At 50.6% G+C, this 13,912-nt stretch carries 14 protein-coding genes, 1 rRNA gene and 1 other annotated feature; all 15 genes read left to right on the top strand.

Annotated features, from left to right (window positions below; translation table 11 throughout):
* Positions 1-69: 69 nt before the first annotated feature.
* Positions 70-933 carry a peptidoglycan DD-metalloendopeptidase family protein gene (locus tag ACX1DY_RS24810; protein ID WP_458966873.1) on the top strand — a complete coding sequence of 288 codons (864 nt, stop codon included), beginning with the start codon at positions 70-72 and terminating at the stop codon, positions 931-933.
* A complete protein-coding gene (locus tag ACX1DY_RS24805) occupies positions 926-1,768 on the top strand; it encodes a M50 family metallopeptidase (protein WP_458966872.1) in 843 nt (280 codons plus the stop codon). Before ACX1DY_RS24810 ends, ACX1DY_RS24805 begins: the two co-directional genes overlap by 8 nt.
* Before the next feature lie 15 nt (positions 1,769-1,783).
* Positions 1,784-3,025 carry an Rne/Rng family ribonuclease gene (locus tag ACX1DY_RS24800; RefSeq protein ID WP_458966871.1) on the top strand — a complete coding sequence of 414 codons (1,242 nt, stop codon included), beginning with the start codon at positions 1,784-1,786 and terminating at the stop codon, positions 3,023-3,025.
* A 103-nt stretch (positions 3,026-3,128) separates the two neighbouring features.
* Positions 3,129-3,214 (top strand) — a sequence feature (ribosomal protein L21 leader region).
* Positions 3,215-3,228: 14 nt separating this feature from the next.
* Positions 3,229-3,540 (top strand): 50S ribosomal protein L21, encoded by a 312-nt coding sequence (rplU, locus tag ACX1DY_RS24795; RefSeq protein ID WP_019908991.1) that lies wholly within the window; start codon positions 3,229-3,231, stop codon positions 3,538-3,540.
* 12 nt (positions 3,541-3,552) lie between these two features.
* Positions 3,553-3,888 carry a ribosomal-processing cysteine protease Prp gene (locus tag ACX1DY_RS24790; protein WP_019908992.1) on the top strand — a complete coding sequence of 112 codons (336 nt, stop codon included), beginning with the start codon at positions 3,553-3,555 and terminating at the stop codon, positions 3,886-3,888.
* Between the two features lie 18 nt (positions 3,889-3,906).
* Positions 3,907-4,218: a 50S ribosomal protein L27 gene (gene rpmA / locus ACX1DY_RS24785; RefSeq protein ID WP_019908993.1), complete on the top strand. Its 312-nt coding sequence runs from the start codon at positions 3,907-3,909 to the stop codon at positions 4,216-4,218.
* 204 nt (positions 4,219-4,422) lie between these two features.
* Positions 4,423-5,163, top strand: coding sequence for a Spo0B domain-containing protein (locus ACX1DY_RS24780; RefSeq protein WP_458966870.1), 741 nt, complete (start codon positions 4,423-4,425; stop codon positions 5,161-5,163).
* A gap of 15 nt (positions 5,164-5,178) precedes the next feature.
* A complete protein-coding gene (gene obgE, locus ACX1DY_RS24775) occupies positions 5,179-6,489 on the top strand; it encodes a GTPase ObgE (protein WP_458966869.1) in 1,311 nt (436 codons plus the stop codon).
* Between the two features lie 190 nt (positions 6,490-6,679).
* Positions 6,680-7,117 carry an ACT domain-containing protein gene (locus ACX1DY_RS24770; protein ID WP_458966868.1) on the top strand — a complete coding sequence of 146 codons (438 nt, stop codon included), beginning with the start codon at positions 6,680-6,682 and terminating at the stop codon, positions 7,115-7,117.
* A gap of 70 nt (positions 7,118-7,187) precedes the next feature.
* Positions 7,188-8,474 (top strand): homoserine dehydrogenase, encoded by a 1,287-nt coding sequence (locus ACX1DY_RS24765; protein ID WP_458966867.1) that lies wholly within the window; start codon positions 7,188-7,190, stop codon positions 8,472-8,474.
* Between the two features lie 62 nt (positions 8,475-8,536).
* Positions 8,537-9,517: a homoserine kinase gene (gene thrB, locus ACX1DY_RS24760; protein WP_458966866.1), complete on the top strand. Its 981-nt coding sequence runs from the start codon at positions 8,537-8,539 to the stop codon at positions 9,515-9,517.
* Positions 9,514-10,401, top strand: coding sequence for a prephenate dehydratase (pheA, locus tag ACX1DY_RS24755; protein WP_458966865.1), 888 nt, complete (start codon positions 9,514-9,516; stop codon positions 10,399-10,401). The genes thrB and pheA overlap by 4 nt, the downstream gene beginning before the upstream one ends.
* 4 nt (positions 10,402-10,405) lie before the next feature.
* A complete protein-coding gene (ilvE, locus tag ACX1DY_RS24750; RefSeq protein ID WP_458966864.1) occupies positions 10,406-11,287 on the top strand; it encodes a branched-chain-amino-acid transaminase in 882 nt (293 codons plus the stop codon).
* Positions 11,288-11,501: 214 nt separating this feature from the next.
* Entirely contained in the window at positions 11,502-13,154 is a 1,653-nt protein-coding gene (locus tag ACX1DY_RS24745; protein ID WP_458966863.1) for a LysM peptidoglycan-binding domain-containing protein, read from the top strand.
* A 457-nt stretch (positions 13,155-13,611) separates the two neighbouring features.
* A 16S ribosomal RNA gene (locus ACX1DY_RS24740) occupies positions 13,612-13,912 on the top strand; the annotation flags it as partial.

The following is a 13,912-nucleotide window of genomic DNA, read 5'->3' as shown; positions in this document are numbered from 1 at the left end:
GGGCTTGTTCTAAAGCAGCTTGGATACTTCATAAAATGATAGTAAAACAAGCCCGCCGGAGGGATGAATATGGAACAGAAATCCAATATTAAAGGCCGCCGCAAGGATCGCATCCGCAGCCTGCTCGAGCTTGAGGATGTCCCGCAAGCATCGGCAGTGCCGCCGATGTTTGCCCTGCCTGATCAGACATCTACCTTCAAGGAGTGGGGAGCGGGAGCCAGGCATAATACTTCGGCTCCCTCTGAACCTGACCCCGAGGCCCTATGGAAGCAGCGGCGCGGAGGCTGGATGGATGAGGGAGGCGGGGACAAGCCGAGGTTTGTTTCCGGTTTTATGCGGAGATTCATTGCAAGCATCATTGTGTTTGGCGCCGTGTGGGGTATATTTGCCATTAGAGAGCCTTGGGCGCTGAAAGCGCAGGCCTTTATCACCGATGCGCTCAGCAGAGATATGGATTTTGCCGCCGCCCAGGTCTGGTATGAGGAGCATTTTAGCGGAGCACCGGCATTTATCCCGATGTTTGGCGATAAAGAGGAGCCGGCTGAGAAGGTAACGGCCAAATCGGAGCTTAGTGCCCCGATTGAGGGAAGCATCGTACTTCCTTTTGAGGCAGCACTAAAAGGTGTGGAGATCATGCCCAAAGAAAATTCAAGCGGCACGCTCACAGTGAAAAGTGTAGATACCGGACGCGTGTTGTCCGTTTCTAAAGAGGCGCAGGGCGGAATTCGGATAACTGTCCGCCATACAGGAGACATAACGGCGGAATACGGCCATTTGAGCGGGACAAGGCTGGCGGTTGATGACTGGGTGCAAAGCGGGGACAGCATCGGATGGCTGCAGGAAACGGAGAATGCTTCAGCTCCGCTGCTTTTTTTTGCGGTTATGAAAGACAAGACTTATATTGATCCCGCCGAAGTGGTATCGTTTGATTAGGATCCGGGGCATCGAGCTGTCACTGCACCCCCTGTTCGTATTGATTATGTTCTTTTCGGTCCTCACCGGGCAATTTCTGGAGCTGCTCACTTTATTCACGATTGTATTGATCCATGAAATGGGACATGTCTGCGCTGCCTTGCTCAGCGGGGTGACGGTGAAATCTGTACAATTGCTTCCTTTCGGGGGAGTGGCTGTTATGGAGGATCACGGCCGCCTTACTGCGGCCCGGGAGATCGGCATCGCGCTTGCCGGCCCGCTGCAGAACGGTGTGATGATCCTTATGGCGCTTGGGCTCCAGCATATCGGGTATGGCAGCAGTGCGTTTCTTGCTTATTTTATACAGGCCAATGCCATTATCGCACTTTTTAATCTTCTCCCGGTCCTGCCCCTCGATGGGGGCAAAATCTTTCAAGCGGCCCTCAGCCTGCTGCTGCCGTATTACTTCACGTTGCTATGGAGCGGCAGAGTAAGCATCGTGGCCAGTGCGTTTGCTCTGGTCTATGCGTTGCTGCCGCTGGGCAGCGGCGGCGGACTCCGGCTGAACCTGCTGATGATCGGCTTGTTCCTGCTGTATTCGAATCTTACAGACCAGCGTAATTTGCCATACCGTTTCGTGGCTTTTTTGATGAATAGAGAGTCCGCGTACGAGCGTTATCAGCAGTCGGGAAGTGCCGCGCATCCGATAGTAGCCTTTTCCGCGAAACCTTTGGATGATATATTGCGTCTATTTAAACGTAACCAATACCATTTTATCTATGTAATGAATGAGGAGAAGAATGTGGTGGCCGTTGTGCCGGAGCAGAAATTGATTTCCTCTTATTTTGGAATGTGAACCAGAGGTGAAGCCATGAAACAAATGATCGTTCACTGCACGCAGTCTATTACCCGAATGGCTCTTCTGGAGAATGGGAGTCTTGTGGAATATGCGGCTGAACGCGATCAGCAGCAAGGACTGGCCGGCAGCTATTATAAGGGCAGGGTTGTAAATGTGTTACCAGGCATGCAGGCTGCTTTTGTTGATATCGGACAGAAGAAGAACGCCTTTTTATATGTAGATGATGTTCTGCCTCCCCACTTGGAGAAGCAGCCGGAGGTTAAGCCCTCTATTGAGATGCTGCTTAAGCCCGGGCAGGAAATTGTCGTTCAGGTGAGAAAAGAGCCGCGCGGCGGCAAAGGGGCGCGCGTTACGACGCACTATACTCTTCCGGGACGCTGGGTGGTATACATGCCTTTTGCTGAGTATGTGGGTGTATCCAAAAAAATCAGCCGTGAATCCGAACGGGCCCGCCTGAAGGGAATCGGTGAACGGCTGCGGCGGCGGGAAGAGGGGCTTATCATGCGGACTGTATCGGAGGATGAGCCGGTGGAGGCCGTTGAGGGGGATTTAACTTTTTTACGCGCACAGTGGGAGATGATTAGCAGCCGGGCGCAAGAAGCTGTGGCTCCAGCCCATCTGCATAGCGACCTCAGCATTGTCCAGCGGTTCATCAGGGATGCGTTCAATCCGCAGAAGGATGAGCTGATGATTGATTCGGCCAAAGCGGTCCGCGAGGCGGAAGCTTTTCTGAATGATATGGCTCCCGGGAGGTACAAGCCTATTGGATTCTACCGTGGACAGGAGTCCATCTTCACCGCCTATGGCGTGCAGGAGCAGCTGCACAGAAGCTTTGCCCGCAAAATCACTATGGAGGGCGGAGCAACGCTGATATGGGATGAGACAGAGGCGCTTACCGTGATTGATGTCAATACGGCTCAATATACCGGCGGAGCTACACTCGAGGAGACTGTGACGCGTACGAATCTTCTGGCGGCGGAGGAGATCGGCCGGCTTATCCGGCTGCGGGATACAGGGGGCATCATTATCATCGACTTTATTGATATGGAGCAGGAAGAGCACCGGAGGATGGTTACTGAACGGCTGGAGGGTGTGATCAGCCGTGACCGTACTCAGACGCATATTCTCGGCTGGACCCATCTTGGTCTTCTGGAGATGACCCGCAAGAAGGCTAGGCATGATTCCGCAGGCTTTGCCCCGGTAATTTGTCAATGCTGCGGGGGAACCGGCAAGGTTGGCGCGTGGCTGGAATAGTGTGAATCCGCACAAAATCTGTTTTTTTATCGTGGTATGTTATTGACTGTCTATAATTAGTATGATAATATCGTTAAGTATGTGTCTGGTTATTCTAATCCTGCACATGCTGTAACCGCTCCGATCGGGTACATAAGCGCGGTTCCTACGGGAACTTGCCACCTAGACTAGGCGAGTCTGAGACATGAGGAGGTGCAAGTACAATGTATGCAATTATCGAAACTGGCGGTAAGCAATACAGAGTCCAAGAAGGCGATGTGTTGTTCATTGAGAAGCTGGAAGCTGAAGACGGCGCAAGCGTAACGTTTGACCGTGTCTTGGCTGTTTCTAACGAAGGTGGTCTGACTGCAGGAACTCCGCTGGTAAGCGGCGCGTCTGTAACAGCCAAAGTCGAGAAACATGGTAAGGGTCAGAAGGTTGTAGTTTACAAATACAAACCTAAGAAGAACTACCACAAGAAGCAAGGTCATCGTCAACCGTACACTAAAGTAACTATCGAGAAGATCCAGGCGTAAGAAGGTGCGTTAATGATTAACGTGCGGATTACACGGGTGTCTGATCAGGGTGCGATTGTCGGTTTTACTGTAAAAGGGCATGCGGAGTTCGCTAAGAAGGGCTGGGATATCGTGTGTGCCGGTGTTTCCACTGCTACATTTGGAACGGTGAACTCGATTGAGAAGCTGACTGGCGTTATTCTGGACACTTCAACCGATGATGGATTTCTAAGCGGAACCCTGGTTCCGGTGGACAATCCCGAAGTTTCCGCCAAGGTTCAGCTGCTGCTGGAGTCTATGGTCGTAATGCTCAGCGATATCGCAGAATCATACGGGAAGTATATTAAGATACAGCAAGTCATTATTTGAAGAAGGAGGTTGACCAACATGTTGAAATTGGATCTTCAGTTTTTCGCATCGAAAAAAGGTGTAGGTTCCACAAAAAACGGACGTGATTCCCACTCGAAACGTCTTGGCGTGAAGCGTGCTGACGGTCAAGCAGTAACCGGCGGCAACATTCTGGTTCGTCAACGCGGAACCAAAATTCACCCAGGCACGAACGTAGGCATCGGTAAGGATGATACCTTGTTCGCTTTGGTGGACGGTGTAGTGAAGTTCGAACGTTGGGGCCGCGATCGCAAGAAAGTGAGCGTGTACCCGGTTGATGTCGCTCCGGTAGCAGCGGCACTGGAAGCGTAAGCTTTCGGAACTAATCGCAAGTAGAAGCCTCCGGCATGAGTGCCGGGGGCTTTTTTGCAAAAGACAAGAAGTTATAAAATTCAAGCTTTGAATGCTGGTGACCTGCGAAGAAAGCCTGTGTTATACTGGAAAATGGTAAATATCAAGCAAAAAGAAACGGTTACATCGGCATGAATTTTGCGAACTGAGGGACGGGGAGAAAGAATGAAATCCTGGAAAAGTATCGTCTGGGCTGTCATGTTATCCGTATTGCTTCCTTTAGGTCTCGTGTATTGGCATACCTCCCTTTTCACATGTCTGCTGCTCGGCGTATGGGTGGCAGCGGTGCTTGCTTTCAGCTTTGTTTACAACCGGCGTCATTTTGAAGAGGAGCTGCGTTTACAGGAGAAAACTCTGCAGCAGGCGGCGAACCGGACACTGAATCATCATCGTCATGATTGGATGAACGATCTGCAAGTGCTTTACGGATATATCCAGCTGGGCAAGCCTGATAAATCCTTGGAGTGTGTGGGAAGAATAAAGGAGCGGATCGCGCTGGACAGCCGCATTTCAAAACTCGGCATTCCTTCGCTGGTGTTCTATTTACAATCTTTCCGCACCTACAGAAGCAGTCTGGAGCTGGAAGTGCAGGTGGAGGAAGGATTGCAGCTGGAGGACAAGCTTAGCCCGGAGACGGGCGATGAGCTGACTTCGGTGATTATGCAGACGGTAAGGGCTTATCAGTACAGCGGACTTGCTCCACAGGGCGATACGCGAAAGCTGCGCCTTGGTTTTTCACAGGATGGAGGAGACATTCTTATCTCTTTCGAAAGCGAGGATGATCATGGCAATCCTGAGCTGCTGCAGGGGCAAATTTATAATATAGTACAAGGAAAAATCATTAAAGCGGACCAGGCAAAACGAGGCGAAGCCTGCGTGAAGCTGCGGCTGCCGCTGGAGATGTAAGGAAGGTGAATATAATTGTTCGTAGATAAAGCCAAGATTTATGTAAAAGGCGGCGACGGCGGCGATGGTCTCGTGGCGTTCCGCCGGGAGAAATATGTGCCGGAAGGCGGACCGGCCGGCGGTGACGGCGGGCGTGGCGGCGATGTTATTTTTCGTGTGGACGAAGGCCTGCGCACACTGATGGATTTCCGTTACCAGCGCCACTTCAAAGCTGAACGCGGAGTAAAAGGGCGCAACAAAAGCCAGCATGGAGCGAACGCTGAGCATATGATCGTGCGCATCCCTCCGGGAACCGTACTGATTGACGATGATACCCAAGAAGTGATTGCCGACATGACCCGTCATGGACAGCAGGTGGTTGTTGCCCGCGGCGGACGGGGCGGACGGGGAAATACCCGTTTTGCCACACCGGCCAATCCAGCGCCAGAACTGGCGGAGAACGGTGAAGAAGGTCAGGAACGTTATATCGTCATGGAACTGAAGGTAATGGCCGATGTGGGGCTTGTGGGCTTCCCGAGCGTGGGGAAATCCACACTGCTGTCGGTGGTTTCTGCGGCTCAGCCCAAAATTGGAGCATACCATTTTACAACGATAACCCCGAACCTGGGTGTGGTCGATGTTGGGGATAGCCGTAGCTTTGTCATGGCTGACCTGCCGGGATTAATTGAAGGCGCCAGTGAAGGGGTTGGCCTTGGCCACGAATTCCTGCGTCACGTTGAACGTACCCGTATTATCATCCATGTGGTGGATATGTCCGGCTCCGAAGGGCGTGATCCCTTTGACGATTGGGTCAAAATCAATGATGAGCTGAGACAATACAATGCAAATCTGACCGACCGTCCGCAAATTGTGGCAGCGAATAAGATGGATATGCCTGAATCGGAGGAGAACCTGATTGCTTTCCGTGAACGTGTGGCGGAAGTCCGGCCGGATCTGGAGATCATGCCGATCTCTTCGCTTACCCGTCAAGGGGTGCAGGAGCTGCTCTACCGTGCAGCGGACATTCTTGACAGTATACCGGTTGCCCCTGTTGTTGAGGAGGTAGCGGAAACCTCGGAACGCAAGGTGTATAAGCTTGAAGCGGAAGAGGACAACTCCTTCACGATTACCCGCGACAATGATGCATTTGTGGTCAGCAGCCCTCGTATCGAGCGGATGCTGAAGCGGATGCAGCTTAGCACGCATGATGCCATTCTTAAGCTGGCCCGCACACTGCGCCATATGGGCGTTGATGCAGAGCTGCGTAAGCGCGGAGCGGTAGAAGGCACGATTGTACGTATAGGTGATTTTGAATTTGAATTTGTTGAGAACAGCAGCTACTATTAAGTCACTGGCTGCTTATGCCGCATATAATCGCCGATTGTGTTTCCCTGAGAGGGACATGCAATCGGCGATTTTTTCATGAAGAAACCTAATTCAAGCTGGCTGGGTACCTAAAAAGTTGTTGCATTTTACAGGCAAAATCCCGTATAATGTCCACTATAAAAACACAAAAGTCTTTGGGGTGAGGACGTTCGTGAAAGAGCGCTATTATTTGGTCCGCGAGGACATATTGCCTGACGCCGTGCTGAAGACCATGCAGGTCAAGCAGCTGCTTGAAGCGGGAGATGCCAAGACAGTGCATGAGGGTGTAGAACAGGTGGGGCTTAGCCGCAGCGCATTTTATAAATATAAGGATGGCATTCATTTGATTCATCAGCTGGAGCGCGAGCGGATTGTCACAATCTCCATTGATCTCGAGCATGAATCGGGCATGCTGTCCAAGGTTCTGGGCTGTGTTGCTGTACATGGCGCCAACGTGCTAACGATTAATCAGAGTATTCCGCTGCAGGGGCGGGCCAATGTGGTGATCTCTGTAGAGATATCGCATTTGAATCAGGAATTGGGTGATATGCTTGATAGCATGAAGGCGATCCCCGGAGTGAAGCGTGCTTTGATTATTGGGCAGGGCTAGACGCTTATACGGTATATTCAAGAAGTAATTCAGTGAAGCTGAGACGCACATAACTTTTAGGAGGATTCAAATGAAGCCGGTTAAAGTGGGGTTGCTGGGTCTGGGAACAGTGGGTACGGGAGTGGTCCGTATCTTGGTTGGGAATCAGGAGGATCTGAGCAGTCAGGTCGGCTCGCCGATTCTCATTGAACGTATTGCCGTGAAGAACACCGAGAAGCCCCGCGATATTGAAGTGGATGCTGCGATAATCACCGATGATCCCTGGGCGGTTATCCGTGATCCCGAAATTGATGTAATCGTCGAGGTGATGGGCGGAATCACGGGAACGAAAGAGTACATTCTTGAAGCACTTGAGCGAGGCAAGCATATTGTGACAGCCAATAAGGATTTAATGGCGCTACACGGCTCGGAGATTCTGGCCAAGGCCCAGGAGAAGCAGTGCGATGTGTTTTACGAGGCGAGCGTGGCTGGCGGGATTCCAATTATCCGCACGCTTATTGAAGGATTCTCCTCAGATAAAATTATGAAGATTATGGGGATCGTGAACGGAACCACCAATTACATACTGAGCAAAATGAGCCGGGAAGGTGCCTCCTATCATGATGTGCTGAAGGAAGCGCAGGAGCTGGGATATGCCGAATCTGATCCGACCTCTGACGTGGAAGGCTTAGACGCTGCACGCAAAATGGCCATTCTCGGTACCCTCGGCTTCCGTACGAATGTCGAACTGAGCGATGTCAGTGTAAAGGGCATTTCCGGAGTGAGCAAGGAGGATATCGCTTTTGCCAAAAGACTTGGATATGAGATGAAGCTGATCGGCATCGCCGAGAGCCAGGAAGACGAATTCAGCATCAGTGTACAGCCCACAATGATCCGCGCCAGCCATCCTATCGCTTCCGTGAACGGCGTCTACAACGCGGTGTATGTTTACGGTCAAGCCGTGGGAGAAACAATGTTCTATGGAGCCGGGGCAGGCGCAATGCCGACAGCTACCTCCATCGTAGCCGATCTGGTCGCCGTCATTAAGAACCTGAAGCTGGGCGTGAATGGACTGAAGCAGATCGTTCCTTACAAGCAGATGAAGCTGAGAAGTGACGAAGACATTTTTTATAAAAATTTTCTGCTGCTGCATGTAGATGACAAAGCGGGCGTACTGGCCAAAATTACGCAGGTGTTTGCTGAGTATGAGGTCAGCCTTGATTCCGTGGTGCAGCAAGCCAACCCGAATAATCCTGACGCTGAAATTATTATAGTAACGCACAATGCCAGCAAAGCGAGCATGAACAAAGTAATGCGGCATTTGGAGCAGCTCAAGGTCATTCACCGTATCAAGAGCCACTATCGTGTGGAAGGATGATCACCGGATTCTACCCCTGATTTTAGCTTCGCGCAATAATAATGAAGGAGATTCTACCAGCTATGAGTATGTACGGAAGGTCTAGAGTAAAAGTACCCGCCAGTACCGCCAATCTGGGTCCGGGATTTGATACGCTGGGCATGGCCCTGTCGCTGTATGCCTGGATCGAAATGGAAGAGGCTGCGGAACCGGTATTTCACCTTTACGGGGATGAGATGGCAGGTGTCCCCCGGGACAAAAGCAATCTGCTCTACCGGGTAGCCCAAATGGTATTTGCAGAAGCTGGTGTTACAATTCCTGAGCTCTCCATCACCATGTATTCCGAGATACCGCTCACAAGGGGCCTTGGCAGCAGTGCGTCGGCGATTGTTGGCGGAATGGCTGCGGCTAATGCTATGATAGGTTCACCGCTGGATAATGCCAAGCTGTTTGATATGGCGACCGCTCTGGAGAAGCATCCCGATAACGTCGGAGCATCGCTGTTCGGCGGCATGATTACAGCCGTTTGGGATGGTAAGCATGCCGATTACATACGGATTGAGCCGCCGCAGGAGCTTGAAGTGCTGGTCGTCATTCCCGAATTTGAGTTGTCGACCACCAAGGCGCGTGGTGTGCTTCCAGACAAGATTACGGTAAGCGATGCTGTCCATAACATTAGCCGAACTTCCCTTTTGACAGCGGCGCTGGCTGCGGGCAGGCTTGATCTGATCGGCCGGGCGATGCAGGACCGCTTGCATCAGCCATATCGCGCACCGCTTGTGCCCGGTATGGAGAAGCTGCTCGCTGAAGCACCGAAGCATGGGGCGCTTGGCATCGCGCTTAGCGGAGCAGGGCCTACACTACTCTGTATGGTTGACCGGCGGGAGCGCCGCAAGCAGGAGCTGGAGCGTTTCCTTGTGGAAACGATGCAGGAACACGGTATTCCGGCACGTACCTGCTGGCTGTCTCCTTGCAATGCGGGTGTTACTACAGAGCTGCTTGCAAGAAACGGGATGCAAAGCGAATCATTTTTGGATATGATAAAAGGAGAACAACAGTCATGAAATCAATAGCGGTTTTGCCGCAGGGCTCGGTATCGCACGAAGCGCTGTTGTATTTGTTTGGTGATGAGCCTCTAAAGCTTGAGCATCATAAGCTGATCTCCGATGTTTTTCTCGCTACGGCGGGCGGAGTGACTGATTACAGCGTAATTCCAATTGAGAATACGATTGAAGGCTCGGTCAGCCTGCATATTGATTGGCTCATCAATGAAGTGAATCTGCCGATGCAAGCGGAATGGATCTTTCCGTCCGTGCAGAATCTGATCGCCAACCCTCGGGAGTTTACGGATAACGGGGGGAATAAGGATTTCACCAAAGTGGTTAAAATTCTTTCCCATCCTGTCGCCATGGCGCAATGTCTGCAGTTTATCCGCAAGCATATCCCTTGGGCTGAACTGGAGTCGGTCGGAAGCACTTCCGAGGCAGTGGAGATTGTCTCGAATAATCCTGGCAAAGGCTGGGCTGCGATCGGCACGGCCCTTGGTGCGGCAACCCACGGGCTTGAGGTTGTAGAGCGGCGGGTAACGGACCATAATAACAATTACACGCGTTTTGTGCTGGTAGGCCAGCAGAAGCTTGAGCTCCCCCGGGCGAGCAGCGGGGACAAAACAAGTATCCTTGTGACCTTGCCGGAGGATTTTCCGGGAGCCCTGCATCAGGTCCTGTCAGCATTTGCTTGGCGGCGGCTGAATTTATCACGTATTGAGTCACGGCCAACGAAGAAGAAGTTAGGTACTTATTATTTCTATATTGATGTGCTGGAACCGATAGAATCGGTCCTGCTGCCTGCGGCGATTGAGGAAATTGAGGCCTTGGGCTGCCAGGTGCGGATTCTGGGCTCGTATCCCACATACACCTATGAAGAAGAGAAAGCGGAGGTGCAGTAAGTTCATGGCTGAGCAATGGATCTATCTGGATGGACAACACGTAACAAAGGAAAATGCAAAGGTATCCGTTTTTGATCACGGATTTCTATATGGTGACGGCATTTTCGAAGGTATCCGTATTTACAACGGAAATATTTTTAAATGCAAGGAGCATCTGGACCGGCTATATGATTCAGCCAAATCCATTATGCTGGATATTCCGCTGACTTATGATGAGATGCTGGAGGCCATGGCTGAAACCATTCGTCTTAACGAAATGCGCAACGGCTACATCCGACTGATTGTGTCCCGCGGCGTCGGCAACTTGGGGCTTGATCCCCGCCGTTGTCCCAAAGCCAGCGTAATCATCATCGTGGAGCAACTGGCCATCTATCCGGAGCAGGCATATCTGAATGGTCTTCGTGCGGTTTCGGTATCGCAGCGCCGCAATATTCCGGATGCACTGAATCCGAAGATCAAATCCCTGAACTATCTTAATAACATCCTCGTCAAAATCCAGTCCAATCTGGCGGAAGCGGACGAAGCGATTATGATGAATGCCCAAGGGTATGTAACCGAGGGCTCAGGCGACAACATTTTTATCGTCAAAAGAGGAATCGTCTATACCCCGCCTTGCTATCTAGGGGCGCTTGAAGGTATTACTCGACTAGCCATCATTGAGTTGTGTGCGAAGCTAGGGCTGACGCTCAAGGAAGAGCCGTTCACCATGCATGATGTGTATATTGCGGATGAGGTTTTCTTCACCGGAACAGCAGCCGAGGTTATCGCAGCCCGCGAAATCGACGGCCGGGTTATCGGCGCAGGCCAAGCGGGTCCAATTACACTGCAACTGCTTGAGGAATTCCGCAATGTCGTAGACAAAGACGGCTACAAGGTCTGGGAATAAACCGAAGAGTACGAATATCAGGAACAATCCTTTCATGCCAGCCATGGAAGGATTTTTTTTGTTGTGATAGATGTCAATCGCCTATGGGCTGCATAAGATGTAGTAACGAAGGAGGCGGCTGTACCGCTTATAACGAAGCTGGGGGTAAAGCCATTCAATTTGGACCGCTCTCAGGGCCAGAAGGCCCACAAAACATTTAGGAGGTTAATGCTGCGTGAAAATACACATTGTCAAACAAGGCGATTCGCTGTATGCATTATCGCAAAAGTATGGGGTGCCGCTGCAAACAATTATCGAGGCAAACCCGCAAATCAGCAATCCTGACGTGCTTGTCATTGGTGACAAAGTCAAAATCCCTGCAGGCGCAACTCCGGTCCCTGATAACAATGAGGTCTTCTACAAACATACCGTCAAACAAGGCGATACCTTGTGGAAGCTGTCCAAAGCTTGGGGAATCACACTGAAGGACATGATTGATGCCAATCCGCAGTTGAAGAATCCGAATGTTCTCATGGTTGGTGAAATCGTCAATATTCCTAAGAAAGGAAATAATTCTGCCGCTAATCCCCAGTCCATAGCCTCCACAGCCATCAACAAACCAAATCTTGGTGCAAAAGAATATACGGGACCTAAAGAGCAGCCCAACGCGGTTGCACCTAATGTGAACAAGGCTCCTGAAGTAGCTCCTATAGTGAACAAGGCTCCCGAGGTAGCTCCTATAGTGAACAAGGCTCCCGAGGTAGCTCCTATAGTGAACAAGGCTCCCGAGGTAGCTCCGATTGTGAACAAAGCTCCCGAAGTAGCACCGATTGTGAACAAGGCTCCTGAAGTAGTTCCAATTGTGAACAAGGCTCCCGAGGTAGCACCGATTGTGAACAAAGCTCCCGAAGTAGCTCCGATTGTGAACAAGGCTCCTGAAGTAGCTCCTATTCATGAAGTGATTCATGAAAAACAAAGCCTGTTTGTCCAAATCTCTGTTCCTGCACAGGAAGCAAAGACCTTTGAGATGCCGAAAGAAAAGTCCAAATCGGAGGTTCAGCCCACTTCCTGGTATGAAAATAAAGTATCGCCATGCGAGAAATCAGCCGGCTATCCAGGTCTATATGAGAATCCATATTTTATGGATTGTCCGCCAGCATATCCGTATTATGAGCCGATGGGTGTCATGGGCATGAATTCGGCTCCGAATTATATTCAACCAGCTGCCTATATGCCGGATTGTGTGACCCCGTATTCCTATCCGGAAAATATTTATCCATCCGCTGATTATCCGGAAGCATGGCATCCAAATATGGCGCCGGAATACAGTAACATCAGTCCAGTCAGCGAAAATCCATCATATGCTATGCCTCAATACGGCGGACAGTCAATGAATCTTCCATGGCCTTCTTGCGGCTGTGGCGGTGGAATGCCTGTTCAACCAATCCAGCCGTATTCGTATGAGCAGCCTATGTATAATAACTATCCAGCCTATATGCAGCCTCAGCCGGGAATGATCTCACCTTATGAAATAGGGATGGAGCCGAAGTCCAATATAGCACCGATAGGAACGCTTTCCGGGCCGATGGTTTCCAATATTCCCTCCTATCCGATGTACCCAGGAATGGAAAACTATGCCCATAACCGCGTGCCTGAAATTCAAGAACCTGAGTTTATCCAACAGGATGTACCACAGGCTGTTGAGGCGGAAAGATCCGAACCGGCAGCAAAAAGCAAAGGTGGAGAAACAAAAGCCTCCTCTGCTAAAGTGAAAACATCAGCTCAAGCTACCATCAGCTCCAATAATACTTCTGCCAAGCAGCGTTCCAAACAAAGCTCGCGTAAAAGCACAGTAAAGAAAAGCAAAAATCCATGGATTTCGCGTTAATAGTTACATGAACTGAACTGGCTCTTCTTATGCGTGCTATGCTGCGTTTTCACGCGCATGGCACGCTTTTTAGTCTTTAATAGTCATGGATTTATATAATGAAACAGAGAGGCTTGGATATTGTGAGGTATTTGGAAAATATTAGCGGTTGTCTTTAGTGAATGCAGCATGGTATATTATAAATCCAGTCACGAACGGGAAGTTGAGTTTGAAGTACTGGATCATGGTAAATTGATTAGTAGTGCTCACATATTTGAAAAAAAGTGTTGCATTCGATTGATAAACATGATATATTATAAAAGTTGCTGGTGACGAGGTGATCGACGCCAACAACGAGCTTGATCTTTGAAAACTGAACAACGAGTGAGTATCGGAAATCACGCAAGTGACTTCCAAAATGAGAATTTTAATTCTCGTCAGATGTTTCAAAATGAGCGAATCGCTCTTTCTAAATACCAATTTGGAGAGTTTGATCCTGGCTCAGGACGAACGCTGGCGGCGTGCCTAATACATGCAAGTCGAGCGGGGCTTATCCTTCGGGGTAAGCTTAGCGGCGGACGGGTGAGTAACACGTAGGCAACCTACCCTGTAGACTGGGATAACTACCGGAAACGGTAGCTAATACCGGATAATTCCTTTCTTCTCCTGAAGGAAGGATGAAAGGCGGAGCAATCTGCTACTAGAGGATGGGCCTGCGGCGCATTAGCTAGTTGGTGGGGTAACGGCCCACCAAGGCGACGATGCGTAGCCGACCTGAG

This window comes from Paenibacillus sp. BAC0078, assembly GCF_054483875.1.
The sequence above is the reverse complement of the archived record's forward strand: the minus strand, read 5'-3'. Positions and strand labels throughout refer to the sequence as shown.

What these genes read in the sequence shown, in the direction of transcription:
- ACX1DY_RS24810 (WP_458966873.1), top strand. Translation starts at nt 70, where the DNA reads ATGGAACAGAAATCCAATATTAAAGGCCGCCGCAAGGATCGCATCCGC.
- ACX1DY_RS24800 (WP_458966871.1), top strand. Translation starts at nt 1,784, where the DNA reads ATGAAACAAATGATCGTTCACTGCACGCAGTCTATTACCCGAATGGCT.
- rplU (WP_019908991.1), top strand. Translation starts at nt 3,229, where the DNA reads ATGTATGCAATTATCGAAACTGGCGGTAAGCAATACAGAGTCCAAGAA.
- ACX1DY_RS24790 (WP_019908992.1), top strand. Translation starts at nt 3,553, where the DNA reads ATGATTAACGTGCGGATTACACGGGTGTCTGATCAGGGTGCGATTGTC.
- rpmA (WP_019908993.1), top strand. Translation starts at nt 3,907, where the DNA reads ATGTTGAAATTGGATCTTCAGTTTTTCGCATCGAAAAAAGGTGTAGGT.
- ACX1DY_RS24780 (WP_458966870.1), top strand. Translation starts at nt 4,423, where the DNA reads ATGAAATCCTGGAAAAGTATCGTCTGGGCTGTCATGTTATCCGTATTG.
- ACX1DY_RS24765 (WP_458966867.1), top strand. Translation starts at nt 7,188, where the DNA reads ATGAAGCCGGTTAAAGTGGGGTTGCTGGGTCTGGGAACAGTGGGTACG.
- thrB (WP_458966866.1), top strand. Translation starts at nt 8,537, where the DNA reads ATGAGTATGTACGGAAGGTCTAGAGTAAAAGTACCCGCCAGTACCGCC.
- pheA (WP_458966865.1), top strand. Translation starts at nt 9,514, where the DNA reads ATGAAATCAATAGCGGTTTTGCCGCAGGGCTCGGTATCGCACGAAGCG.
- ilvE (WP_458966864.1), top strand. Translation starts at nt 10,406, where the DNA reads ATGGCTGAGCAATGGATCTATCTGGATGGACAACACGTAACAAAGGAA.